The following is a 23,772-nucleotide window of genomic DNA, read 5'->3' as shown; positions in this document are numbered from 1 at the left end:
TCTGGTGACGTACGGCGTGAGTCTGGTGCCGTGGCGCGACGGAAGGGACGGCATGTACGGCTGGATCTGGCGGCATCTGCCGGGCAACGTGTGGGTCAAGGCGCTCATCTCGCTCGTCCTTGCCCTGGCCGTGGTCTACATCCTGTTCCAGTACGTCTTCCCGTGGGCCGAACCGCTGCTGCCCTTCAACGATGTGACGGTGGACAACCAGTGAGTGCACGGATTCTCGTCGTCGACAACTACGACAGCTTCGTCTTCAACCTGGTCCAGTACCTGTACCAGCTGGGCGCCGAGTGCGAGGTGCTGCGCAACGACGAGGTGTCGACGGCGCACGCCCAGGACGGCTTCGACGGCGTCCTCCTCTCGCCCGGCCCCGGCACCCCCGAGGAGGCCGGCGTCTGCATCGAGATGGTGCGGCACTGCGCCTCGACCGGGGTCCCCGTCTTCGGCGTCTGCCTCGGCATGCAGTCGATGCAGGTGGCCTACGGCGGCGTCGTGGACCGCGCCCCCGAACTGCTGCACGGCAAGACCTCGCTCGTCGAGCACGAGGGCAGGGGCGTCTTCGCCGGACTGCCCTCGCCCTTCACGGCGACCCGCTACCACTCGCTGGCGGCCGAGCCGGGGACGGTCCCGGCCGAGCTGGAAGTCACCGCCAGAACGCACGACGGCATCATCATGGGCCTGCGCCACCGCGAACTGCCCGTCGAGGGCGTCCAGTTCCACCCGGAGTCGGTGCTCACCGAGCACGGCCACCGGATGCTGGCCAACTGGCTGGTGGAGTGCGGCGACCAGGGTGCCGTGGCGAGGTCGGTGGGGCTCGCCCCGGTGGTGGGCAGGGCCACGGCGTGACCGCGCTGCGCCCCGAGCGCGAGTCCGAGGCCGCGTACGGGGAGCAGCCGTACGCGGAGCCGTCGTACGGGGAACAGGGCGGGTTCGACCAGTGGCACGGCGCGCAGGCTCAGGGCGCGCCCGGGGTGCCGTACGGACCGATCGACGAAGAGACCGTCGCGCTGCGGATAGCGGACCTCCCGCAGGAGCGGACGGGGCATGGCCGGTCCATATCGCCGTCTGACGCCTCATCCGCCTCCTCCGCCACAGGAACCCCCACGGGTGGCCGTGCGGCCCGCAGAAAGGCCGCCAAGGGGCGGCACGGGCGTCATGGGGCCGGCGGGGCGGCGGAGGAGACCACCGAGGCCTCGTCGGCAGCGGCCTCGTCCGGTGCCGGCGCGTCCCTCTCGCGGGTCGAGGCGCGGCGGCGGCAGCGGGCGAACAAGCCGGGTGCCGCGGTCCTCGCGAGCCGGGCCATCGGCGAGGTGTTCATCACCACCGGCGTGCTGATGCTGCTGTTCGTCACCTACCAGCTGTGGTGGACGAACGTACGGGCGCACGCGCAGGCCGGCAGCGAGGCGAGCCAGCTGCAGAACGACTGGGCGAGCGGCAAGCGCGCCCCGGGAGAGTTCTCGCCTGGGCAGGGCTTCGCCATCCTGCACATCCCCAAGCTGGACGTGGTGGCGCCGATCGCCGAGGGCGTCAGCAACAAGAAGGTGCTCGACAAGGGGATGGTCGGGCACTACAGCGAGGGCACCCTCAAGACCGCGATGCCGGACGCGAAGACCGGCAACTTCGCGCTCGCCGCGCACCGCAACACCCATGGCGAACCGTTCCGGTACATCAACCAGCTCAAGCCGGGCGACGAGGTCGTGGTGGAGACCCAGGACACCTACTACGTCTACAAGATGACGAAGACGCTGCCCGTGACGGCGCCGAGCAACACCAGTGTCATCGACCCCATCCCCAAGGGCTCGGGCTTCACCAAGCCCGGCCGCTACATCACGCTGACGACCTGTACGCCGGAGTTCACCAGCAAGTACCGGCTGATCGTCTGGGGCAAGATGGTCGAGGTACGGCCGCGCAGCAAGGGCAAGCCGGATGCGCTCATCGAGTAAGGGCAGATGAACGTGGCAGCGACCACCGACGACACCGAAGAGCAGACCGACACGCCCGCCTCCCCGCCGGACCGCCCCCGCGGTACCGGCCCGGTCGCGACGGCGGTCAGCCTCTTCGGTGAACTCCTCATCACGGCGGGCCTGATCCTCGGCCTGTTCGTCGTCTACTCCCTGTGGTGGACGAACGTCGTCGCCGACCGCACGGCCGACAAACAGGGCGACAAGGTCCGGAACAGCTGGTCCAAGGACAAGGACACCGGTCCCGGCGCCCTCGACACCAAGGACGGCATCGGCTTCCTGCACGTGCCCGCCATGAAGAACGGCGAGGTACTGGTCGAGAAGGGCACCGAGACGAGCGTCCTCAACGACGGCGTCGCCGGCTATTACACGGACCCCGTCAAGGCCGCCCTCCCGACCACCGGCAAGAAGGGCAACTTCACCCTCGCCGCCCACCGCGACGGCCACGGCGCCAAGTTCCACAACATCGACAAGCTCAAGAAGGGCGACCCGATCGTCTTCGAGACGAAGGACGACTGGTACGTCTACAAGGTCTACGACATCCTCCCCGAGACCTCGAAGTACAACGTCAAGACCCTCGCCCAGATCCCCACGGAGTCCGGCAAGAAGAAGGCCGGCCACTACATCACGCTGACCACCTGCACGCCGGTGTACACGTCCCGGTACCGGTATGTGGTGTGGGGGGAGCTGGTCCGCGTCGAGAAGGTGGACGGTGCGCGGACACCGCCGAAGGAGCTTCGCTGACGGCGTCGTAGCGCACCGGACGTACGAAAGAGCCCCGGCACCCTGAGAAGGGTGCCGGGGCTCCGTCATGTCGTAACGGGGTGCCGCCTATCCGGAGTTGCCCCCGAAGAAGCCGCCGCCACCGTTGTTGTTGCCGTTGCCGTTGCCGGTGCCCACGGTGGTGAGGGTGATCGTCGTGTTGCTCGGGTCGACCGTGTTGCCCGCGCCCGGGTCGATCCCGGTCACGATCGCGTTGTCGCCCTGATCGCTGCCGTCGGCGAACTGGATGTTGTTGAAGCCGTTCTGCTGCAGGATCTGCTTGGCGTTCTTCACTGTCTGGGTGACGACGTTCGGTACCTGCGTCTGCGTCGACTTCCCGATCTGGATGTTGACCGTGGAGTTCTTGTCGACCTGGGTGTTGGCCTGCGGGTCGGTCGAGACGACCTTGCCCACGAGGTTGGAGTCGTTGGTGTCCACCTCGCTGCAGTTGCCGACGAGGTTGTTGGCGGTCATCTGCGCCTTGGCCTCGTCACAGGTCTTGCCGCTGACGTCCGGGACCGTGGACTTCGCCTGGGCCTTGGCCACGGTCAGGGTGATCGTGGTGCCCTTCTGGACCTCCGCGCCGAGTACCGGGTTCTGCTCCAGGACTGTTCCCGGGTCCTCGCCGGACACCTTCTGCTTCGTCTCCACCTTGAACTGGTACTTGTCGCCAGTGAGCGTCGAGGTGGCGTCGTCGACACTCTGGCCCACGACACTCGGTACGACGACCTTCGGCGCCCCGGTCGAGACGACCAGGTTGATGGTGTCGCCCTTGTTGACGTTGGTGTTCGCCGCCGGGTCCTGTGAGCAGACGCTGCCCTTCGGCGCGTTCTCGCAGGCCTTGCGGGTGGGCTCGGCCAGCTTCAGGCCGGAGTTGACGGCCATGCTCTGCGCGCTGGCGTAGGTCTGGCCGACGAAGTTCGGGGCCGCGAACGGTTTGTCCGCGCCCCCGTTCCCGCTGAACGCCCACTTCCCGATCAGGATCGCGCCCACCAGTACCAGTACCGCCGCCACGACCAGCAGGATCGTCGAGGTGTTCGACTTCTTCTTCTGCTGGCGGCGCCGGTCCGGGCGGTCGTCGTAGCCGAAGCCGCCGTCGTCCGGGTTCATGGGGGGCAGCATCGTCGTGGCGCCGGCGCCCGCGTCGGAGCGCAGGGCCGTCGTCTGCTGGTCGTCGCCGTAGCCGCCGTAGCCGACCGAACCCAGCGCCGCCGTCGCCGCGACCGGCTGGCCGTCGAGGCAGGCCTCGATGTCGATGCGCATGTCGTCGGCGGACTGGTAGCGGTAGTTGGGGTCCTTGACCAGGGCCCGCAGGACGATCGCGTCCATCTCGGGCGTGATCTCGGGGTCGAACACGGACGGTGGCTGCGGCTCCTCGCGTACGTGCTGGTACGCGACCGCGACCGGGGAGTCGCCCACGAAAGGCGGCCGTACCGTCAGCAGTTCGTAGAGGAGGCAGCCCGTCGAGTAGAGGTCCGAGCGGGCGTCGACCTGCTCGCCCTTGGCCTGCTCCGGGGAGAGGTACTGGGCGGTGCCGATCACCGCGGACGTCTGGGTCATCGTCATGCCGGAGTCGCCCATCGCGCGGGCGATGCCGAAGTCCATCACCTTGACCTGGCCGGTGCGCGTCAGCATGACGTTGGCCGGCTTGATGTCGCGGTGGACGATGCCGTTGCGGTGCGAGTACTCCAGGGCCTGGAGGATGCCGATGGTCATCTCCATGGAGCGCTCCGGCAGCAGCTTGCGGCCGCTGTGGAGGAGCTCACGGAGGGTGGAACCGTCGACGTACTCCATGACGATGTACGGGATCGAGACCCCGTCGACGTAGTCCTCGCCCGTGTCGTAGACCGCGACGATCGCGGGATGGTTGAGCGAGGCGGCCGACTGGGCCTCCCGGCGGAACCGGGCCTGGAAGGAAGGGTCGCGCGCAAGGTCGACGCGCAGCGTCTTCACCGCCACCGTGCGGCCGAGGCGTGTGTCATGGGCGAGGTAGACCTCCGCCATGCCACCGCGGCCGAGCACGTGGGCCAGCTCGTACCGGCCGCCGAGGCGACGCGGCTCTTCCATAGTTCCCTACCAGCCCTCTCCGTCGGTCCCGATCCGCACGGGTGTGCGGTCGGAGGCTAGCCGTCCGGGCCTACCGTACCCGGCTGGCTTTGTGTGACCTGGCCAAGCCCGTCACCCGATACAGGACCGGTATCGCAACGTGCACCGATGTGAAGGGGACGTGAGCGGAGTCACTTCTTGCTGTCGATGACCGCCTCCATAACGCTCTTCGCGATCGGGGCCGCGAGGCCGCCGCCGGAGATGTCGTCACGGTTGGCCTTGTCGTCCTCGATGACCACGGCCACGGCGACCGGCGAACTGCCGTCGGCGTTCTTGGCGTAGGAGAGGAACCAGGCGTACGGGTTCTCGCTGTTGTTCTCGCCGTGCTGGGCGGTACCGGTCTTGCCGCCGACGGTCACGCCGGGGATCTTGGCGCTGGTGCCGGTGCCCTTCTCGACGACCGTCTCCATCATCGACTGCAGGATCTGCGCGTTCTTCGACGACAGCGGCTGGCTGAGCTCTTCCGGCTCGGTCTGCGCGATGGTGTCGAGGTTCGACGACTGGAGCTTGTCGACCATGTACGGCTTCATCAGCTTGCCGTCGTTGGCGACCGCGGAGGCGACCATGGCCATCTGCAGCGGGGTCGCGGCGGTGTTGTACTGGCCGATCGAGGACAGCGCGGTCTGCGACTGGTTCATGTTGTCGGAGAAGACCGAGGAGCTGGAGCGGATCGGCGTGAACTGCTCGGCGTCGAAGCCGAACTTCTTCGCCTCGGCCAGCATCTTGTCGTTGCCGAGGTCGGCGCCGATCTTGCCGAAGACGCTGTTGCAGGAGACGCGGAGGGCCTCGCGCAGGGTGGCGTTCTTGCAGGGCAGGTTGCCCTCGTTCTTCAGCGGGGTCGTGGTGCCCGGCATGATCCACGGCAGCGGCGAGTTCGTGGCCTCGTCGGCCGACGAGTACAGGTTGTTCTCCAGGGCGGCGGACGCGGTGACCACCTTGAAGGTGGAGCCCGGCGGGTAGGTCTCGCGCAGCGCGCGGTTGAGCATCGGGTCGTTCGGGTCGTACTTCTTCTGGAGGTTCTGCCAGGCCTTGGAGTCCGTGGAGGTGGAGTTCCCGGCGAACGACGAGGGGTCGTACGACGGGTAGGACGCCAGCGCCAGGATCTTGCCTGTGGACGGGTCGAGGGCGACGACGGCACCCTTGCCGCCCTGATTCTTGAGCCCGCTCCACGCGGCCTTCTGCGCGGCCTCGTTCAGGGTGGTGACGACATTGCCGCCCGACTTCTGCTTGCCCGTGATCATGTCCAGGGTGTTGCGGAAGAAGAGCCGGTCGTCGGTGCCGGAGAGGATGCCGTCCTCGATGGACTCCAGCTGGTTGGCGCCGAAGGCCTGCGAGGCGTATCCGGTGACCGGCGCCCACATCGCGCCGTTCTTGTAGGTGCGCTTGTACTTCAGGTCGTTCAGCCCGGAGGTGCTGGTCTGGGTGGAACCGGTGATCGGGTCGCCGTCGACGATGATGTCGCCGCGCGGGGTGGCATAGCGCGCGATGGTGACCCGGCGGTTCTTCGGGTCGTCCTTGAGGCTGTCGGCCTTGACGTACTGGAGCCAGTTGTCGCGCAGCAGCAGGGTGAGGACCAGGAGGCCGCAGAAGAGCGCGATCCGGCGCAGGGGCTTGTTCATGACGGGCGGACCACCTGGGTCATCTCGGCGTCGGGACTGGGGGCGGGCGCGGGGGCCGGCCGGCGGGCGGTGTCGCTGATGCGGATCAGGATGCCGATGAGGGCCCAGTTGGCCAGCACGGAGGAACCGCCGTAGGCCATGAACGGCATGGTCATACCGGTCAGCGGGATGAGGCCCATGACTCCGCCGGCCACCACGAAGACCTGGAGGGCGAAGGCGCCGGACAGGCCGACGGCGAGCAGCTTGCCGAACGGGTCGCGGGCGGCGAGGGCGGTGCGGACACCGCGCTCCACGATCAGGCCGTAGATCAGCAGGATCGCCATGATGCCGGCCAGGCCCAGCTCCTCGCCGAAGGTGGCGAGGATGAAGTCGGAGTTGGCGGCGAACCGGATCAGGTCGGAGTGGCCCTGGCCGAGGCCGCTGCCGAGGGTGCCGCCGGAGCCGAAGGCCCACAGGGCCTGCATCGACTGCTCGGAGTGGCCGGCCGCGCCCGCCTGGCTGAGCTTGTACTCCTTCATCGGGTCCAGCCAGGCCTGGACACGCTGCTGGACGTGCGGCTCGAACGTGGCCACACCGACCGCGCCGGCCGCGGACATCAGCAGACCGAAGACGATCCAGCTGGTCCGCTCGGTGGCGACGTACAGCATGATGATGAACATTCCGAAGAACAGCAGCGAGGTGCCGAGGTCCGTCTCGAAGACCAGGATCAGGATCGAGATGAACCAGACGACCAGGATCGGGCCGAGGTCGCGGCCACGGGGCAGGTACAGGCCCATGAAGCGGCGGCTGGCCAGGGCGAGCGCGTCGCGCTTCACCATCAGGTAGCCGGCGAAGAAGACGGCGAGGGCGATCTTCGCGAACTCACCGGGCTGGAGGGAGCCCAGGCCGGGGACCTTGATCCAGATCTTGGCGCCGTAGATGTTGACCCCGAGGCCGGGCACCAGGGGCAGCAGGAGCAGCACCAGGGCGGCGAACATCGAGATGTACGTGTAGCGCTGCAGGACGCGGTGGTCCTTGAGGAAGATCAGCACGACGACGAAGAACGCGATGCCCAGCGCGGTGTACAGCAGCTGCCGCGGCGCGGCGTTGCCCGCCTGGTTGATCGACTGGAGCAGCTTCGACTGGTCGAGCCGCCAGATGACGACGAGTCCGAGGCCGTTGAGCAGGGTGGCCAGCGGCAGCAGCAGCGGGTCCGCGTACGGCGCGAACTTGCGGACGCCGAGATGCGCGACGCCGGCCAGCAGGCCGAGGCCCAGGCCGTAACTCAGCAGCCCGGTCGGCACCTTGTCGTCGATGGCCAGGCCCACGTTGGCGTAGGCGAACACCGGGATGACGACCGCGAACACCAGGAGCGCCAGCTCGGTGTTGCGCCGGCTCGGTGCGCCGATGGAGCCGATCGTGGACGTGTGGTGCGACGGCGTGTTGGTAGAACTGCTCATCGTGTGACGGGGCCTCTCACGGCTTGCCTATTACTTGCTGCACTGCGAGACGACCTGCTGCTCTTCCTCCGAAAGACTGGGACCGGGGCTGGGAGTCGCAGACGGGGTCGGGGACGGGGACGTCGAAGTCGAGGCGGAGTTCGAAGGATTCGGCTTCGGCGTGGCCTTGGACGTGAGCGAGGTGCTGGTGGTTCCCGTGGTGCCGGTGGGCTTGGTGGCGGCACTCTCGCGCTCGGACTCCTTCTTGCACGCGGAGGCCTGCACGGAGAGGTCGACGATCTTCTTCTGGGCGTCCTGGAGACCGCCCTCGGCGATCGTCGCCTTGACCTGCTTCTGCTGGTAGGGCGGCAGGTACTTGAGTTCGATGTCGGGGTGGTCCTTCTCCACCTTCGACAGCGAGACCCAGGCGAGGTCCTGGCTGATGCCCCGGTACAGCGCCACGTGTTCGCCGTTGGCGCCGACGAAGTACTGCGTCTGCGTCCAGCGCCAGCCGCCGTAGAGGCTGCCGCCGATGACCGCGAGCGTGAGCACGGTGTAGAAGGATCTCTTGAACCACCTGCGGCCCTTGGAGGGCTTCACGAAGTCGTCGTCGGTGTAGTCGCCGAAGCTGCCCTCGGGGACGTAGCCGGTGGTGTCGCCGGAGCCGGGCGGGCCGAACTCGCCGCCCCCGCCGTTCTGTCCGGGCACCTGGCGGCCGAGCCCGGAGGCGCGGCCGGCCGGGGTCTGCATGATGCCGTTGTCGTGCTGGTGGAGCTGGTTCTCGGCGACCGCGCCGACGATCACCGGGGTGTCCGACAGCTGCGCGGCGAGGGTGTCGCCGGTGTCGAGGTCCAGGACGTCGGCGATGATCACCGTGATGTTGTCGGGGCCACCGCCGCGCAGCGCGAGCTGGATCAGCTCCTGCACGGTCTCCTGGGGGCCCTGGTAGCTGGCGAGGGTGTCCTCCATCGTCTGGTGGGAGACGACTCCTGACAGCCCGTCGGAACAGATCAAGTACCGGTCGCCGGCGCGGACTTCACGGATCGACAGGTCCGGCTCGACGTGGTCGCCACTGCCGAGCGCGCGCATGAGCAGGGCGCGCTGCGGGTGGGTGGTGGCCTCTTCCTCGGTGATCCGGCCCTCGTCGACCAGCCGCTGCACCCAGGTGTGGTCCTGGGTGATCTGGGTCAGCACGCCGTCGCGCAGCAGGTACGCGCGGGAGTCGCCGACATGGACGAGGCCGAGCCGCTGCCCGGTCCACAGCAGGGCGGTGAGCGTGGTGCCCATGCCCTCCAGCTGGGGATCCTCCTCGACCATCATCCGCAACTGGTCGTTGGCCCGCTGCACGGCGGTGCCGAGCGAGGTGAGGATGTCGGAGCCCGGCACGTCGTCGTCGAGCGAGACGATGGTCGAGATCACCTCGGAGGAGGCGACCTCACCGGCGGCCTGACCGCCCATCCCGTCGGCGATCGCGAGGAGACGTGGACCGGCGTAGCCGGAGTCCTCGTTGCCCTCGCGGATCATGCCTTTGTGCGATCCGGCGGCGAAGCGCAGTGACAGACTCATGCGCACCTCGCCCGTCGGCTCCGGGTACATCCGCACGGTGCCCACCCTCCGGTCGGGAGCGCGCCGGGGTCCGCCAGGCGGTCCGCCGTTGCGTGCTCGCTCCGCTCGCTCATTTTCGTACTACTTCCGCAGCTCGATGACGGTCTTGCCGATGCGGATCGGCGCGCCCAGCGGAATCGGTGTGGGGGTCGTCAGCCGGGACCGGTCCAGGTACGTGCCGTTCGTGGATCCGAGGTCCTCGACGATCCACTGGCCGTCGCGGTCCGGGTAGATCCTGGCATGGCGACTGGACGCGTAGTCGTCGTCCAGCACGATCGTCGAATCGTGCGCCCGGCCCAGGGTGATGGTCTGGCCCTGGAGCGCGACGGTGGTGCCGGTGAGGATTCCCTCACTGACGACCAGTTTGGTGGGGGCGTTACGGCCCCGCCGGCCGCCCCCGCTCGGCTGTTGCTGGCGCTGCTGCGGAGGCGCCGCCTGCCGGGCGGCCTGCTGCTGCGGTCGTCCGGCTTCCCGTCGCGAGCCGCGCTGTGTGACACGCGTTCCGAACAGGTCGCTGCGGATGACCTGCACGGCCACGATCACGAACAGCCACAGTACGGCCAGGAAACCCAGCCGCATGACCGTGAGGGTCAGCTCTGACATTGCCCCCGCTTCACCCTTCGGCTTGCCGGTAAATGATGGTGGTGCTGCCCACGACGATCCGCGAGCCGTCGCGGAGCGTAGCGCGGGTGGTGTGCTGTCCGTCCACCACGATGCCGTTGGTGGACCCGAGATCCTGGATCACCGAGGGCGTTCCGGTCCGGATCTCACAGTGCCGGCGGGATACGCCGGGGTCGTCGATCCGCACGTCGGCCTCGGTGCTGCGGCCCATCACCAGCGTCGCGCGGGAGATCTGATGGCGGGCGCCGTTGATCTCCACCCAGTACCGCATCCGCGCGCCGGCCGCCGGGGCGGCGGGCGCGGGCTGGAGGTACGGCGCCGAGCCGCGACCGCCGGGCGGCGGTGCGGCCGGCATGGGCGGCGGGGCGCTCGCGGGCGCGGCGGCGGGCGGGTAGCCGTAGCCGCCGGGCCGTCCCGCGGCCGGCGGTGCGGCCGGAGCGGGGGTGCCGGGAGCCTGCTGGTTGGTGGAGGAGGCGAGCGTACGGCTGCGCACCCGGTACAGACCGGTGTCGAGGTCGTCCGCCTTCTCCAGGTGGACCTTGATGGGTCCCATGAAGGTGTAGCGCTGCTGCTTGGCGTAGTCGCGCACCATGCCGGCGAGCTCGTCACCGAGCTGTCCGGAGTAGGGGCTGAGCCGCTCGAAGTCCGGCGTGCTCAGCTCCACGATGAAGTCGTTGGGTACGACGGTCCGGTCGCGGTTCCAGATCGTCGCGTTGTTGTCGCACTCCCGCTGGAGCGCGCCGGCGATCTCGACGGGCTGGACCTCGGACTTGAACACCTTGGCGAAGGTGCCGTTGACCAGACCTTCGAGGCGTTGCTCGAACTTCTTCAGGACTCCCATGGGGCACCTCCTCCGTCGTTGCCGCACTGGCTGTCGTACCGACCGCCGTGCCGGCTGCCGTGGTGATTGTCGGGCCGATTGTCGTGCTGACTGCCTTGGTACTGCTTACTGATCGTATCCACGCGCCGGTAAATCGGCTGGTTCCCCCTTGTCGGCCCGGTCGAACTCCTTCTGCCACTACTCCTGTCAGTACTCCTGCCCAGGATCGTAGAGGGGGCCGCAGACAAGTGTCCCGCACCTGACTGTGGACCTTGCCCGCCTCCTGGGGAGATGGCCGTTACCGGTACGAGGTTGATACGTGAAGCGGTCCACGTTGATACGTGGCGGGGGGCGGGGACGGGTGGGGTGTTCGGTGGGGGCGGCCGGGGTCGGGGAGTGCGGGGAGCGGGTCGGGTGGGAGGCGCAGGTGGGGACCGGTGACCGCTGATGGGGGCCTCGCGGGGGGTGTCCCGCTCGGGGGAACGGGGGGTCCTGCCGGGGTCCTGCTCAGGGGAAAGGGATGTGAATCCACCCCGTGCACCGTGCTAATCTTCTGCATGTCGGAAGGCGCCAGCCCCCTGGGGGAAGGGCCTGAGGACACACCCAATGCGCGGGTGGCGGAATAGGCAGACGCGCTGGATTCAGGTTCCAGTGCCCGAAAGGGCGTGGGGGTTCAACTCCCCCCTCGCGCACAGACAGAAGCCCCTCAGGTCTTAGATCTGGGGGGCTTCTTCGTGTCTGTTACGGCTTCGGTGAGCGCCGGGTCCCGTGAGGTCTGGTGGGGCCTGGTGAGGACAATCACAGGTCGGCGGGGGCGTGGGTGGGGGCGGCGGAGGCGTGGGTTGTCGGGTCGGCTCCTGTCCGGACCTTCGAGTACGGCGTCGGCGGCATGACGGTGAGGATTCCGACCGGGTGCCTGTTCCCGCACGTCGTCCGAGGCGGCGGGAAGAGGATCACGGACCAGAACATGGGCGTCGACTGCGCCTTCGAGGAACAACTCCCCCCCAGACGTTGCCTCGTTATGGGAAGGCGTGCGCGCCTCTCCATGTCAACGGAGTGCGGCGGGTGAGTCAGTGCCACCACGTCACGAAGTAAGCCGTTCATGATCGATCGGCAGCAAGGGCGGGAACAGTCCGGAGAGGCGCGACGGCGGTGGGCCGGGATCGCCGCATTCGTGGCGGGCCTTGTGGTGACACTGGCCTTCTTCGCCTTCTGGCCCGGGCTTCCGCACGTCATCGACTGGGGGGCGATCGTCGTCGCCGTCCTGGTGGGAGCGCTCGCCCGATGGATCTGCCAGTCCTGGATGGGGAAGAGGGGCACGGGAAGCGAGTGAGCGTCGGCACGGTGTCGCCGTATCCCCGTCCCCGTATCTCCGTATCTCCGTATCTCCGTATCCCCGTGCCGCAGTGTCGCGGCAGTGCGGGAAACCATCCCTGCGCTGGCTTCCTTGATGCCCCGGTGATCGCCGCCTCAGGTGAGGACAATCACACGCTGTTCTCACCTGAGACGGAGACGGAGGCCGAGGTGGAGGCGGAGGAAGAGGTCGAGGCCGGGTGGCGGGTCAGGCCGCGAGGCGTTCCGCCAGGGTCTTGGCCTTGGTGGCCGCGTCGCCGAGGGCGCGCTCGCGGGATGCCTCGTAGAGCGGGACCAGGCCGGCCATCGCCGGGTTCTGGGGGGCCATGGTCAGCTCCGGGACGATGAACTCGGCGTCCAGGCCGAGGGCGTCGACGAGGATCGCCTTCAGGTAGTTCTGGACGTAGTCGTAGCCCTCGCGCGGGGTGCCCGGCCCGTAGGCGCCGCCGCGGCTGGCGATCACGACGGTCGGGATGCCCTTCACCTTCGAGTCCTCGGTGCCCGCGGTGCGGCCCATGAGGATCACGTTGTCCAGCCACGCCTTCAGGGTCGAGGGGATCGTGGCGTTGTACATCGGGGCACCGATCAGCACCGCGTCCGCCTGCTCCAGTTCCTCTATGAGCTTCACGCGCTCGGCGAAGGCCGCCGCCTGCTCGGGCGTGTGCGTGGCCGGGTCGGCGAAGCCGGCGGTGTGGGCGTCGACGGTGATGTGCGGAACGGGGTTCGCGGCGAGGTCGCGGTAGATCACCGTGCCCTCCGGGTGCTGTTCCTCCCAGGACGTGCGGAACGCGTCGGCTACGGCACGGGAGGCGCTGGCGCCGGCGGGGAACACGGACGAGTCGATGTGCAGGAGCGTGGCCATGGGGGTCTCCAAGAGGTGTCGAGCGAAGTGCCGGGTGAGGTGCTGAACGAGGTGCTGAACGAGGTGCTGAACGAGGTGTCGAGCGGGTGCTGGCGCGTGCTGGGCGCAGCAGTCCCGTCACGTTGTTCAGTAGCTGAATTTTCGTACTCGACTATGAATAACACAGGTACTTACTTTTTTTCATCCCCGTACGGGAGGGCAGTACCCTGAGGGCATGGCGGTCGAGCAGAGTCACGGCACGGAGCAGTGCAAGAAGGTCGACGACGGCATCACCCGTGTCTTCCAGCTGTTCGGAAAGCGCTGGACCGGGCCGATCGTGGCCGTCCTGATGGCGCAGCCCGTCCACTTCGCCGACCTGCGCCGGGCGATCCCGGGCATCAGCGAACGCATGCTCTCCGACCGGCTCACCGAACTCGGCGCCGCCGGGCTGCTCGTCCGCGAGGTCGACGAGGGCCCGCCGCTGCGCGTCTCGTACCGGCTGACGGAGTCGGGGAAGGCGCTGGGACCGGCACTTCGGGAACTCGGCGCGTGGGCGCAGGTGCATCTGCGCGAGGGGTGGCAGTCGGGCGGGTGCTAGGCCGGGGTGGGGCGCAGTAGGCCGAGGTAGGCGGTTCGGGGCGGGGTGGGCGGGACAGGTGCCGGGTTGGGCAGGGGCGCCGATCGCTGAGACTTCTCCGGCATCGCTGAGGCTTCGGAGGCATCGCCGCGGCTTCGACGATGAGGCGTCGATCCGCACCGATAAGGCCTCGATCCGCACCGGTGAGGCGTCGTTCGACACCGGTCAGGCCTCGATCCGCACCGGTTTTCCACAGTCGCCGAGTTGTCCACAAGGTCTGACGTGTTTTCGCCGCCGGTTGTACGGTCGTCGCGAGTTGATGTTCGGACGAGCGCACGTGTGAGCGTGGGTGTGTGTACGGGGGAGGCGGTCGGTATGACCGAGGCCGGTATCGGTGTGGGGCGCAGGCTGCCCGGGGTGCGGGGGTTCGCCACGTGGCCCGTGGAGGGGTCGCCGAAGGAAGAGGGGAAGGCGCTGCGGGCGGGCGTTCCACGCAGCGCGCACGCCGCTCTCGATCCGGACGGTTCCCGCCCCGACGCGGTGACCGCGGTCGAGGAGTCCGGCCGCGGCCGCATCCCCGGGCTCACGCCGATACGGGTGGGCAGGATGGCGGCCACGCCCTTCGCGTTCCTGCGCGGTTCGGCGGGACTCATGGCCTACGACCTCGCCCGCACCCCCATGACCGGGATCGGCGCCCAGATCTGCGGCGACGCCCACGCGGCCAACTTCGGCCTGTACGGCGACGCCCGCGGCGGCCTGGTCATCGACCTGAACGACTTCGACGAGACCGTGCACGGCCCCTGGGAGTGGGACCTCAAGCGCCTCGCCGCCTCGCTGGTGCTCGCGGGCCGGGAGGCCGGCGCCGACGAGGACACCTGCCGTACGGCGGCGCACGGCGCGGTGGGTTCCTACCGCCGCACCATGCGGCTGCTGGCCAAGCTCCCGGTGCTGGACGCGTGGAACGCCATCGCGGACGAGGAGTTGGTCTCCCACGCCGACGCCCGTGACCTGCTCGGCACGCTGGAGCGGGTCTCCGAGAAGGCGCGGGGTAACACCAGCGGACGGTTCGCGGCCAAGTCGACCGAGGCCGCCGAGGACGGTGGGCGCCGCTTCGTCGACGCCTCGCCGGTGCTGCGAAGGATCCCGGACGCGGAGGCCGCGGCGGTGGCGGCATCCCTGGAGGAGTATCTGGACACGCTCTCCGAGGACCGCCTCCCGCTGCTCGCCCGGCACACGGTGCACGACGTCGCCTTCCGCGTCGTCGGCACGGGCAGCGTCGGCACGCGGTCGTACGTCGTACTGCTCCTGGACCACCGCGGCGAACCGCTCGTCCTCCAGGTGAAGGAAGCCCGCCCCTCGGCGCTGGTGCCGCACCTGCTGACCGCCGGGTTCGCCGCACCGCCCGTCGCGCACGAGGGCCGGCGTGTGGTGCTCGGGCAGAAGCGGATGCAGGTCGTCAGCGACATCCTGCTGGGCTGGACGACGGTCGACGGACTCCCGTTCCAGGTACGGCAGTTCCGCAACCGCAAGGGCAGCGTCGACCCCGCCGCCCTCGCCGCCGACCAGATCGACGACTACGGCCGCATGACCGGCGCCCTCCTGGCCCGCGCCCACGCCCACAGCGCCGACCCCCGCCTGGTCGCCGGGTACTGCGGCAAGAACGACGAACTGGACGAGGCGATAGCCACGTTCGCCGTGGCCTACGCCGACCGGACCGAGGCGGATCACGCGGAGTTGGTGGGGGCGGTGCGGGCTGGGCGGATCGCGGCGGAGATGGGGGTGTAGGCGGTTGGGTGCGGGGAAGCGGGGAGCGAGGAAGCGGGGGACGGAAGCGGCTAGCCGGGAGTGCAGAGCCGATGCCCGCTGTGATCGCGGGCGGGGGGAGCTGATCACGGCGAGGCACCTCAGACCACCTGCCCCCGGACCACCTGCCCTCGGACCACTTACCCCCGGGGCGAGACCCGCACCGGCGGCGCCATGACCCGCAGCTCAAATGGCACTGCCGGCACAGCCGATGCCCCACCCTCGGCAAGGTCACCCGTGGTCCACAAGGCCCCAGCCCAACCGATGCCCCATAGCCCGTCGAGCCGTGGCCTACGCTGGGCGGGTGACGACCCCGGAAGCTGAGCAGTCCCAGTCCGCGCCCGTTGGTGAACCGGTGCCGGAGCAGACGGGTGCCGAGGTGCCGTCCTCCGCCGGAGCCGTGGCGGCTGACGGTTCCGCGAGCGAGGGCACCGAGGGCGGTGCGGCCGACGTCGGTGGCGCCGACGCCGGCCCGTCCGACGCCCACCCTGCCGATTCCGCCCCCCCGGCCGACGGTGCCGCCCCCCGGCCCGAGGAGCGGCTGGAGCGGGCCGTGCGCGCCGCCGAGCAGGCGTTGATCGAGTACGAGATCGCGGTGGACACCTTCCGCATCGAGGTCGAGAACTTCTCCCGGCTGCACCACCAGAAGCTCGGCCCGATGTACACCCGCCTCGACGAGTTGGACGCCCGGATCGCCGAGGCCCTGGCCGAACGCACCGGCAACCCCGAGGACATCCGCAAGGCGGACGAGGCGCGGGCCCGGGTGATGCCGATGCCCGCGGTCGAGGAGCTGTTCCACGGCTGGATGGACGGCGACGGCCTGTTCCCGGAGGCCGCGGCGATGCTCACGGACCAGCCGGTCCGGCCCCCGCAGCGGGTGCGCCCCAGCGAGGAGGCCCGCAAGCTCTACCGCGAGCTGGCCCGCAAGGCCCACCCCGACCTGGCGCAGGACGAGGACGAGCGCAAGCGGCGTGAGGAGTTCATCACCCGGGTCAACGCCGCCTACAGCCGCGGCGACGCCCCGCTGCTGCGCGAACTGGCCGAGGAATGGGCGGCGGGTCCGGCACCGGTGGAGCGCGGCCCGAGCCCCAGCGAGGAGCTCTACGCCCGCCTCGAATGGCTCGCCCACCGCAAGGAACTGCTCACGCTCGTCGCCCGCGAACTGGAGGAGGGCGCCATCGGCTCCATGCTCCGGATCGCCCCGGACGACCCGGATCGTCTTCTCGACGAGATCGCCGAGCAGTTGCTCGCCCAGGTCTCCGAGCGGGAGGCCGAGCTGGCGAACCTGCTAGCGCAGCCGCACGCGTCGGAAGGCCCGTCGGGTAGCGTCGGGCCATGAGTTTCGGAACTGGTGTGCCCACGGTCGAGGTCGGAGACCTCAAGGACGGCGACTTCCTGCTGGACGTCCGCGAGGACGACGAGTGGCAGGCGGGTCACGCCACGGGGGCGCTGCACATCCCCATCAGTGAATTCGTCGCCCGGTACGGCGAGTTGACCGAGGCCGCGCCGCAGGACGGCAGGGTCCATGTGATCTGCCGCTCCGGCGGGCGTTCGGCCCAGGTCACGATGTATCTGGCCCAGCAGGGCATCGACGCCGTGAACGTCGACGGCGGCATGCAGGTGTGGGCCGCCGCGGGCCGGCCCGTCGTCACGGACGAGGGCCAACCGGGCTTCGTGCTGTAGCTGCAACTGCGGTCGGCGCGGGCGGGGTTCAGCCCAGCGGATGGGCCGCCAGCAGATCCCCCAACGCCTCCTCGTGTGCCGCCGCCGGGCCGAGCGACAGCTCCAGGTGCTTGGCCCAGGCGTGGTACCGGTGCAGGGGATATTCGGTGTCGGCGCCGAACCCTCCGTGCAGATGCTGCGCGGTCTGCACGACCCGTCGTACCCCCTCCGCCGCCCAGATCTTGGCCACGGCCAGGTCCGCGGCGGCGGGCAGTGTGCCCGATGCTCCCGAGGAGATCCGCCACGCGGCCTGCCACAGGGTGGCCTCCATCGCGCGCAGGTCGATGTAGCGGTCGGCGGCCTGCACGGCGACGGCCTGGAAGGTCGCGACGGGGAACCCGAACTGCTCGCGCCTGCTGGTGTATTCGCCGGTCATGCGCAGCACGGCGGTGCCGAGCCCGAGGGCCAGCGCGCAGGTGCCGGCGGTCAGCAGATCGCGCAGCCACTCCCAGGCGCCGTCGGCGTCGATGACGTCGACCCGCGCGATCGGCACGGATTCCAGGCGCAGTTCGCCGAGCCGCTCGCCCGTGGTGGAGATCTGCTCGGCGAGGACGACGCCCTCGCGGTCAGGGGCGACCAGCGCGAGGACGGTCCGGTGGGCATCCGTGTGCGCCGGTACGACGACCAGGTCCGCGTTGTGCGCCCACGGCACTGCCGTCTGCACCCCGTCCAGCACCCACCGGTCGCCGTCCCGCCGTGCCGTCACGGCGAGTTCGGCCGGGTCGTGACCGGTACGGCCGTGCGCGGCGACGGTCAGCACGAGGTCGCCGCGGCCGGCCCGGGTGAGCAGGGCGGACCTCAACTCCTCGCCGCCGTAGGCCTGTACGGTCGCCGCGGCCGCGCTGCTCTCCAGGAGCGGCACCCTGGCCAGCACCTTCGCCGACTCCCGGAGCACCAGGCACAGCGCGATCGCGTCCAGGCCCGCGCCGCCGTACGCCTCGTCGAGCAGCAGGCTGAGCAGGTCCGCCTCGGCGAGCCTGGCCCACAGCGCGCGGTCGAAGTCGTCGGCCACGGCGCCCGTCGTGTCGGCCGGGCTGGGGACACCGTCCGGCGCGACATCGGCGAACACCCCCGCCGCCGCCTCGGCCGCCGCCTGCTGCTCCTCGCTGAAGGTGAAGTCCACGGTCCCTGCCCTCCCGCACGCGCACACCGGCCAACAGCCGGGCGTCCGACCAGATCTGACGGAGCGTCAAGATAGAACAGGTTCTAGAAGAAGGGAACGGGCGCACCTCCGGGGTATGTAGTAGCGGTCGAGGGGTCGTTCGGTGTCCGGCCGTGGGGTCGGCGGGCGACCGATCGTTCGGTTCGGGGATTCCATGGTGGGATCCGTCGAGGAGAGGTGTCAACGGCTGTGGATAACCTGCGGGCAGCCGCTGTGGACAACCTGTGCGGCCGGTGAGGCAGGGGACTGTGCCCGGGGCGTGCCCCTGAGTACCGTTCCGTGCGGCGCCGGGGAGTGGTAGGCGTGGAGCGCCGCCCGGCCCCGCGGCCGGCCGGGCGGGCGCGGTGGACGGTGGCCGATGGACGGACGGGACTCGGAAACGGGGCGGAATGGACGCGAACGACGGAGGCTCGAACGCCCCCGAGGAGGGCGAGCGCACGCCTGCCTCCCCCGAGGGGCCCCGCACGCCTGCCTCCTCCGACGGGCCGCACCCGCCGGCCGCCCCGGAGGACCCGCACCCGCCCGCCGCCTCCGCGTGGCCGCACGTGCCCGCCCAGCAGCCCCCTCACCCATCCCCGCCCGAGCCCCAGCCACCGGCACAGCCGCAGCCGTCGTACGACCCCGTGGACGCCTCCACGGCCCCCACCGCCGACCCGGCGTACCCCGACGCCCGGATCGGCGTCGCCGCGCTGTCCCTGCGCTATCAGGTCGGTGCCGCGCTGGCGGTCGCGGTCGTCGCGGTGGCCGCGCTCGTCCATCTCGGGATGGTGTTCCTGCACGTCGCGCCGTCGAACACGGTGACGAAGCAGCACGGCAAGGCGATCGACGAGTGGATCTACCCGGAGTTCGAGCAGAACTGGAAGCTCTTCGCGCCGAACCCGCTCCAGCAGAACATCGAGGTCCAGGTGCGCGCGGATGTCCGTACCGCGGACGGCACGACCCGTACGACCGGCTGGTACGACCTGTCGGCCGAGGACGGCGCGGCCATCGACGGCAATCCGCTGCCGAGCCACACCGAGCAGAACGAGCTGCGCCGGGCCTGGGACTTCCTCACCGCCACGCACGACAACGCCAACCGCCCGATCGGCCTGCGCGGCACGCTCGCGGAGACGTATCTGCGGCGCATCGTCGTCCTGCGCCTGGACCGGGACGACGCGGCCGGAAAGGGCGGCCTCGTCCAGCGCGTCCAGGTCCGCTCCCGCACCACCAACGTGCCCCCGCCCGAGTGGAGTGACGAGCAGGTGTCGACCACCCCCCAGTACCGCCTGCTGCCCTGGTGGGCGGTCCCGGCGGACGAGGCCGCAGGGGGCGTCCGGTGAACGGTTTCGCACTCTCGGTCTCCCGAGGCATCGCCCGCGTCACCGAGTCGGCCCTGGGCCCCTACCAGAGCGCCGTGATCCGCATCGGCTTCGCCGGCACCTGGCTGCTGTTCCTGCTCCGCGAACTGCCCCACCGCCAGGAGCTCTACGGCCCCGACGGACCGTGGAGCTGGGACCTGGCCCGCCAACTGATCGCCGACAACGGCGCGTTCACCGCCCTGATGTGGTGGGACGGGCAGTTCTGGTTCGAGGCGGTGTACGCGCTGGCCGTGCTGGCGAGCGTCCTGCTCCTGCTGGGCTGGCGCACCCGCACGATGTCCGTGCTCTTCATGGTCGGCGTGCTCTCGCTGCAGAACCGCAGCGTCTTCATGGGCGACGGCGGCGACAACGTCCTGCACCTGATGTCCCTGTACCTGGTGTTCACCCGCTGCGGCCAGGTCTGGTCCCTCGACGCGCGCCGGGCGGCGCGTACGCGGGAGGCACGCGCGCGTGGGGAGTGGATTTCCGACCGGGTCGGGCCCGTCCTGTGGGTCGTCCTCGGCGCGGTGCTCGTCGCGGTGACCTCGGGGGGCCGGTTCGACAGCGACTGGTTCGTGCCCGCACTCCTGTGGGGCGTCTGGCTGGCGCAGGCCCTGTGGTGGGTCATCGGGCGGTACGCGAAGTCGTACGAGCCCCGGGTGCTGCTCGACATCGTCGCGAACGTGATCCACAACGGCGCGCTGTTCGTGATCGCGAGCGAGGCCTGTCTGATCTACGCGACGGCCGGCTGGTACAAGATCCAGGGTTCCCGCTGGCAGGACGGCACCGCCGTCTACTACCCGCTCCACCTGGACTACTTCTCCCCCTGGCCCGCTCTCGCGAACGTGCTGGCCGGCAACGGCACGATGGTCATGCTCGTCACCTACGGGACCGTCATCGTCCAGGTCGCCTTCCCGTTCACCCTCTTCAACCGACGCGTCAAGAACGTCCTGCTGGCCCTGATGATGACCGAACACGCCGCGATCGCCGTACTCCTGGGCCTGCCGTTCTTCTCCCTGGCGATGATCGCGACGGACGCGGTCTTCCTGCCGACGTCGTTCCTGCGGAGGCTGGGCGGCTGGGCGGCACGCGCGCGTGGACGGCTGTTTTCCGCACGCGGCCCCGTGCTGCTCCCCGAAGGGGCCACCGCCGCCCCGCCACCGACCGGCGGTCCTACGCCGTCGCGCTCCGAATCGGCCCCCGCGCCGCTCGCCGACAGCGGTTCTACGGTGGCCTCCGCGTCCGGTTCCTCGACGCGTCCCGAAGGCGGCCACGAAGGCGTCCCCACGCCACCGCGTCGGCGCCCCGAGGAGTCGGCCGTAGCGTCGGAGGACCCCAACGCCCAGGAGAGCCCCGGCCCCGCGCCCCGGACGACCCCGAGCACGCCTACGTAGGGCCAGAGGGCTGCGGCACGCCCACGTAGGCTGCACCCCATGACCGCCCCCGCCGCAGCCACCTGGCACCGGCTTGCCGAGACCTCCGTGCTGCTCGACGGTTTCCACGCCCTCAAGCACGCGCTGCGCTTCGGGGCCGAGGTGCCGGTGGCGGTCGCCACGGACCGGCAGGCGGCCCTCGCCCTGGCCGACGAACTGGCTCCCGATGTACGGGACACCCTGGACGCGTTGCTGACGGAGGTCCCGGAGGACACGTACCGGTCCTTTGTGCCGCGCCCCCACCCCACCGCCGTGGCCGCCCTTGCCGTACGCCCCGCGCGCGAGGGCAATCTCCGGAAGCTCGCGCACACGCCCCGCACCGCGCCCGTCGTCGTCCTCGACAACCCGCGCAACCTGGGCAACGCCGGAGCCGTGATCCGGCTCGCCGCCGGTTTCGGAGCGACCGGGGTGGTCACCACCGGGACGCTCGACCCCTGGCATCCGACGGTCGTGCGCGCGGGGGCGGGCCTGCACTACGCGACCGCCGTGGAGCGGCTGACCGTGGAAGAGCTGCCCCCCGGGCCGGTGTTCGCACTCGATCCGGAGGGCGACGACATCCGGGGCCTCAAGCTCCCGGACGGCGCCGTCCTGGCCTTCGGCTCCGAGCGCAGCGGCCTGTCCGCCGAACTACGCGCCCGCACCGACCACTTGGTGTCCCTCCCGATGCGCCCCCAGGTCTCCAGCTACAACCTGGCGACGAGCGTGGCGATGACCCTGTACCACTGGAGCACGTCCACTGCAGCGCCCCTTTAGGGGCGCGGGGAACGGCGCGACCAGCCACAACGAACCGTCAGCCGCACAACAACCGCACCCCCCGAGCTCCTAGGCGTCCCGACGCACCTCAACAACCCGGAACCGGTTAGCGACAAACGCCCCATCACACAGAGCCGCATTGGCCGCCGGGTTGCCACCAGACCCGTGGAAGTCGGAGAACGCGGCAGTCTGATTGACGAACACCCCACCCGTCAGGTTCAGCGACAACTGGGCAGCCTCCTCCAGACAGACCTCCTCAACGTCCCGCTCAACCCCCTCGTCGGTGGTGTACGCCCCGACAGTCATCGCCCCCTTCTCCCGCACCGTCCGCCGCAGCAACTCCACCGCGTCGGAGGCCGAGTCGACCGCGACGGCGAAGGAAACGGGCCCGAAGCACTCACTCATGTACGCGGCCTCGTCATCCGGCTTCGCCCCGTCCAGCTTCACGATCACCGGCGTGCGGACGACCGCGTCCGGGAACTCCGGGTTGGCGATCTCCCGTGAGGCGAGGGCGACTTCACCGAGGCCGGCGGCAGCCTCCAGGCGGGCCTTCACGTCCGGGTTGACCAGCGCGCCCAGCAGACCGTTCGCGCGCGCGTCGTCGCCGAGCAGACCGTCCACGGACCGCGCGAGGTCGGCGACGACCTCGTCGTAGGACTTGGGGCCCTGGTCGGTGCCGATGCCGTCCCGGGGGATCAGCAGGTTCTGCGGGGTCGTGCACATCTGGCCGCTGTACAGCGACAGGGAGAACGCCAGGTTGGACAGCATCCCCTTGTAGTCGTCGGTCGACTCCACGACGACCGTGTTGACGCCGGCCTTCTCCGTGTAGACCTGCGCCTGGCGGGCGTTGGTCTCCAGCCAGTCGCCGAAGCCCGTCGACCCCGTGTAGTCGATGATCCGGATCTCGGGGCGGGTGGCGAGGGTCTTGGCGATGCCCTCGCCGGGACGCTCGGCGGCCAGCGCCACCAGGTTCGGGTCGAAGCCCGCCTCGGTGAGCACCTCGCGCGCGATCCGCACGGTCAGCGCGAGCGGCAGCACCGCGCGCGGGTGGGCCTTCACCAGGACCGCGTTGCCGGTGGCGAGGGAGGCGAACAGGCCCGGATAGCCGTTCCACGTCGGGAAGGTGTTGCAGCCGATGACCAGGGCGGTCCCGCGCGGCACCGGCGTGAACTCCTTGTTCATCACCAGGGGGTCGCGCTTGCCCTGGGGCTTGGTCCACTCCGCGGCGGAGGGGGTGCGGACCTGTTCGGCGTACGCGTACGCCACCGCCTCCAGGCCGCGGTCCTGGGCGTGCGGGCCGCCCGCCTGGAACGCCATCATGAAGGCCTGGCCACTGGTGTGCATGACCGCGTGCGCGAACTCGTGCGTCCGGTCGCTGATCCGCTTGAGGATCTCGATGGAGACCACGGCACGCGTCTCCGCGCCCGCGTCCCGCCACGCCCGCTGCCCGGCGCGCATGGCCGGCAGCAGCACGTCGAGGTCCGCGTGCGGGTACGTCACGCCCAACTCGATCCCGTACGGCGACACTTCGCCGCCCACCCAGTCGTCCGTGCCGGGCTGGCCGAGGTCGAGGCGGGTGCCCAGGAGGGCGTCGAAGGCGGCCTTGCCCGCCGCCGCGTCCAGGCTGCCGTGCTCGCCGTAGGCCTTGGGGTGTTCGGGGTGGGGGGACCAGTACGCGCGCGTGCGGATCGCTTCCAGCGCCTGGTCGAGTGTCGGCCGGTGCCGGGCGATCAGCTCGGGTGCGGTCAGTTCGGCGGCCATGCGGGACCAACTCCTCGTTTCAAGAACTCGTCTGCGAGTTCATGACCTGGGCAGGAACAGGGAAAGGATCAGGGGCGGAAACAGGCGGTCAGAATTAGAGTAACCGAACGATCGG

At 70.0% G+C, this 23,772-nt stretch carries 21 protein-coding genes and 1 tRNA gene; 13 read left to right on the top strand and 9 right to left on the bottom strand.

Features of this window, described 5'->3' with window-relative positions:
- Window positions 1–16: 16 nt before the first annotated feature.
- From OG407_RS26335 to OG407_RS26320, 4 genes are read left to right on the top strand one after another with little or no spacing between them, the layout of a single operon-like run.
- On the top strand, window positions 17–214 hold the full coding sequence (locus OG407_RS26335; protein ID WP_026150117.1) for a hypothetical protein: 198 nt from the start codon (window positions 17–19) through the stop codon (window positions 212–214).
- Entirely contained in the window at window positions 211–849 is a 639-nt protein-coding gene (locus OG407_RS26330; protein WP_328681339.1) for an aminodeoxychorismate/anthranilate synthase component II, read from the top strand. Before OG407_RS26335 ends, OG407_RS26330 begins: the two co-directional genes overlap by 4 nt.
- A complete protein-coding gene (locus OG407_RS26325; RefSeq protein ID WP_405861746.1) occupies window positions 846–1,946 on the top strand; it encodes a class E sortase in 1,101 nt (366 codons plus the stop codon). Before OG407_RS26330 ends, OG407_RS26325 begins: the two co-directional genes overlap by 4 nt.
- Window positions 1,947–1,952: 6 nt before the next feature.
- A complete protein-coding gene (locus tag OG407_RS26320; protein ID WP_405861744.1) occupies window positions 1,953–2,708 on the top strand; it encodes a class E sortase in 756 nt (251 codons plus the stop codon).
- Window positions 2,709–2,795: 87 nt separating this feature from the next.
- Here the strand turns inward: OG407_RS26320 and pknB are convergent, their stop codons facing one another.
- From pknB to OG407_RS26290, 6 genes are all read right to left on the bottom strand, one after another.
- On the bottom strand, window positions 2,796–4,793 hold the full coding sequence (pknB, locus tag OG407_RS26315; protein ID WP_405861742.1) for a Stk1 family PASTA domain-containing Ser/Thr kinase: 1,998 nt from the start codon (window positions 4,791–4,793) through the stop codon (window positions 2,796–2,798).
- A gap of 170 nt (window positions 4,794–4,963) precedes the next feature.
- Entirely contained in the window at window positions 4,964–6,451 is a 1,488-nt protein-coding gene (locus tag OG407_RS26310; protein ID WP_405861740.1) for a peptidoglycan D,D-transpeptidase FtsI family protein, read from the bottom strand.
- Entirely contained in the window at window positions 6,448–7,890 is a 1,443-nt protein-coding gene (locus tag OG407_RS26305) for an FtsW/RodA/SpoVE family cell cycle protein (protein ID WP_403589488.1), read from the bottom strand. The genes OG407_RS26310 and OG407_RS26305 overlap by 4 nt, the downstream gene beginning before the upstream one ends.
- Window positions 7,891–7,920: 30 nt before the next feature.
- Complete coding sequence (locus tag OG407_RS26300; RefSeq protein ID WP_405868609.1) at window positions 7,921–9,465, bottom strand: Stp1/IreP family PP2C-type Ser/Thr phosphatase; 1,545 nt, start codon at window positions 9,463–9,465, stop codon at window positions 7,921–7,923.
- A 90-nt stretch (window positions 9,466–9,555) separates the two neighbouring features.
- Window positions 9,556–10,077, bottom strand: a complete 522-nt coding sequence (locus tag OG407_RS26295; protein WP_019055182.1) for an FHA domain-containing protein — start codon at window positions 10,075–10,077, stop codon at window positions 9,556–9,558.
- A 10-nt stretch (window positions 10,078–10,087) separates the two neighbouring features.
- Window positions 10,088–10,936: a DUF3662 and FHA domain-containing protein gene (locus OG407_RS26290; protein WP_365301246.1), complete on the bottom strand. Its 849-nt coding sequence runs from the start codon at window positions 10,934–10,936 to the stop codon at window positions 10,088–10,090.
- Between the two features lie 587 nt (window positions 10,937–11,523).
- Between OG407_RS26290 and OG407_RS26285 the strand changes: the two genes are divergently transcribed.
- Window positions 11,524–11,607, top strand: a tRNA-Leu gene (locus OG407_RS26285).
- 410 nt (window positions 11,608–12,017) lie between these two features.
- On the top strand, window positions 12,018–12,248 hold the full coding sequence (locus OG407_RS26280; protein WP_405861737.1) for a hypothetical protein: 231 nt from the start codon (window positions 12,018–12,020) through the stop codon (window positions 12,246–12,248).
- A 228-nt stretch (window positions 12,249–12,476) separates the two neighbouring features.
- Here OG407_RS26280 and OG407_RS26275 read toward each other — a convergent pair whose 3' ends face one another.
- Window positions 12,477–13,130: an FMN-dependent NADH-azoreductase gene (locus OG407_RS26275; RefSeq protein WP_405861735.1), complete on the bottom strand. Its 654-nt coding sequence runs from the start codon at window positions 13,128–13,130 to the stop codon at window positions 12,477–12,479.
- A gap of 214 nt (window positions 13,131–13,344) precedes the next feature.
- On the opposite strand from OG407_RS26275, the gene OG407_RS26270 reads away from it, so the two are divergent.
- From OG407_RS26270 to OG407_RS26255, 4 genes are all read left to right on the top strand, one after another.
- Window positions 13,345–13,707, top strand: coding sequence for a helix-turn-helix domain-containing protein (locus OG407_RS26270; protein ID WP_327402763.1), 363 nt, complete (start codon window positions 13,345–13,347; stop codon window positions 13,705–13,707).
- Between the two features lie 354 nt (window positions 13,708–14,061).
- The gene (locus tag OG407_RS26265) at window positions 14,062–15,471 is read left to right on the top strand and encodes a DUF2252 domain-containing protein (protein WP_405861733.1); all 1,410 of its coding nucleotides are present in this window, start codon (window positions 14,062–14,064) and stop codon (window positions 15,469–15,471) included.
- A gap of 322 nt (window positions 15,472–15,793) precedes the next feature.
- Window positions 15,794–16,828 (top strand): hypothetical protein, encoded by a 1,035-nt coding sequence (locus tag OG407_RS26260; RefSeq protein ID WP_405861731.1) that lies wholly within the window; start codon window positions 15,794–15,796, stop codon window positions 16,826–16,828.
- A 14-nt stretch (window positions 16,829–16,842) separates the two neighbouring features.
- Entirely contained in the window at window positions 16,843–17,172 is a 330-nt protein-coding gene (locus tag OG407_RS26255) for a rhodanese-like domain-containing protein (RefSeq protein WP_043675918.1), read from the top strand.
- A gap of 28 nt (window positions 17,173–17,200) precedes the next feature.
- On the opposite strand, the gene OG407_RS26250 is transcribed toward OG407_RS26255, so the two are convergent.
- The gene (locus tag OG407_RS26250) at window positions 17,201–18,334 is read right to left on the bottom strand and encodes an acyl-CoA dehydrogenase family protein (RefSeq protein WP_405861729.1); all 1,134 of its coding nucleotides are present in this window, start codon (window positions 18,332–18,334) and stop codon (window positions 17,201–17,203) included.
- Window positions 18,335–18,762: 428 nt separating this feature from the next.
- On the opposite strand from OG407_RS26250, the gene OG407_RS26245 reads away from it, so the two are divergent.
- From OG407_RS26245 to OG407_RS26235, 3 genes are read left to right on the top strand one after another with little or no spacing between them, the layout of a single operon-like run.
- The gene (locus OG407_RS26245; protein ID WP_405861727.1) at window positions 18,763–19,692 is read left to right on the top strand and encodes a DUF5819 family protein; all 930 of its coding nucleotides are present in this window, start codon (window positions 18,763–18,765) and stop codon (window positions 19,690–19,692) included.
- Window positions 19,689–21,104, top strand: coding sequence for an HTTM domain-containing protein (locus OG407_RS26240; RefSeq protein ID WP_405861725.1), 1,416 nt, complete (start codon window positions 19,689–19,691; stop codon window positions 21,102–21,104). The genes OG407_RS26245 and OG407_RS26240 overlap by 4 nt, the downstream gene beginning before the upstream one ends.
- Window positions 21,105–21,143: 39 nt before the next feature.
- Entirely contained in the window at window positions 21,144–21,896 is a 753-nt protein-coding gene (locus OG407_RS26235) for a TrmH family RNA methyltransferase (RefSeq protein WP_405861723.1), read from the top strand.
- Between the two features lie 69 nt (window positions 21,897–21,965).
- On the opposite strand, the gene paaN is transcribed toward OG407_RS26235, so the two are convergent.
- The gene (paaN, locus tag OG407_RS26230; protein ID WP_405861721.1) at window positions 21,966–23,657 is read right to left on the bottom strand and encodes a phenylacetic acid degradation protein PaaN; all 1,692 of its coding nucleotides are present in this window, start codon (window positions 23,655–23,657) and stop codon (window positions 21,966–21,968) included.
- Window positions 23,658–23,772 lie beyond the last annotated feature (115 nt).

Source organism: Streptomyces sp. NBC_01515, assembly GCF_045040345.1.
Taxonomy (GTDB): Bacteria; Actinomycetota; Actinomycetes; order Streptomycetales; family Streptomycetaceae; genus Streptomyces.
This window is presented reverse-complemented; position numbering and strand designations above follow the sequence as displayed.

What these genes read in the sequence shown, in the direction of transcription:
- OG407_RS26235 (WP_405861723.1), top strand. Translation starts at nt 21,144, where the DNA reads ATGACCGCCCCCGCCGCAGCCACCTGGCACCGGCTTGCCGAGACCTCC.
- OG407_RS26270 (WP_327402763.1), top strand. Translation starts at nt 13,345, where the DNA reads ATGGCGGTCGAGCAGAGTCACGGCACGGAGCAGTGCAAGAAGGTCGAC.
- OG407_RS26290 (WP_365301246.1), bottom strand. Translation starts at nt 10,936, where the DNA reads ATGGGAGTCCTGAAGAAGTTCGAGCAACGCCTCGAAGGTCTGGTCAAC.
- OG407_RS26265 (WP_405861733.1), top strand. Translation starts at nt 14,062, where the DNA reads ATGACCGAGGCCGGTATCGGTGTGGGGCGCAGGCTGCCCGGGGTGCGG.
- OG407_RS26280 (WP_405861737.1), top strand. Translation starts at nt 12,018, where the DNA reads ATGATCGATCGGCAGCAAGGGCGGGAACAGTCCGGAGAGGCGCGACGG.
- pknB (WP_405861742.1), bottom strand. Translation starts at nt 4,793, where the DNA reads ATGGAAGAGCCGCGTCGCCTCGGCGGCCGGTACGAGCTGGCCCACGTG.
- OG407_RS26295 (WP_019055182.1), bottom strand. Translation starts at nt 10,077, where the DNA reads ATGTCAGAGCTGACCCTCACGGTCATGCGGCTGGGTTTCCTGGCCGTA.
- OG407_RS26275 (WP_405861735.1), bottom strand. Translation starts at nt 13,130, where the DNA reads ATGGCCACGCTCCTGCACATCGACTCGTCCGTGTTCCCCGCCGGCGCC.
- OG407_RS26320 (WP_405861744.1), top strand. Translation starts at nt 1,953, where the DNA reads ATGAACGTGGCAGCGACCACCGACGACACCGAAGAGCAGACCGACACG.
- OG407_RS26305 (WP_403589488.1), bottom strand. Translation starts at nt 7,890, where the DNA reads ATGAGCAGTTCTACCAACACGCCGTCGCACCACACGTCCACGATCGGC.
- OG407_RS26245 (WP_405861727.1), top strand. Translation starts at nt 18,763, where the DNA reads ATGGACGCGAACGACGGAGGCTCGAACGCCCCCGAGGAGGGCGAGCGC.
- paaN (WP_405861721.1), bottom strand. Translation starts at nt 23,657, where the DNA reads ATGGCCGCCGAACTGACCGCACCCGAGCTGATCGCCCGGCACCGGCCG.
- OG407_RS26300 (WP_405868609.1), bottom strand. Translation starts at nt 9,465, where the DNA reads ATGTACCCGGAGCCGACGGGCGAGGTGCGCATGAGTCTGTCACTGCGC.
- OG407_RS26310 (WP_405861740.1), bottom strand. Translation starts at nt 6,451, where the DNA reads ATGAACAAGCCCCTGCGCCGGATCGCGCTCTTCTGCGGCCTCCTGGTC.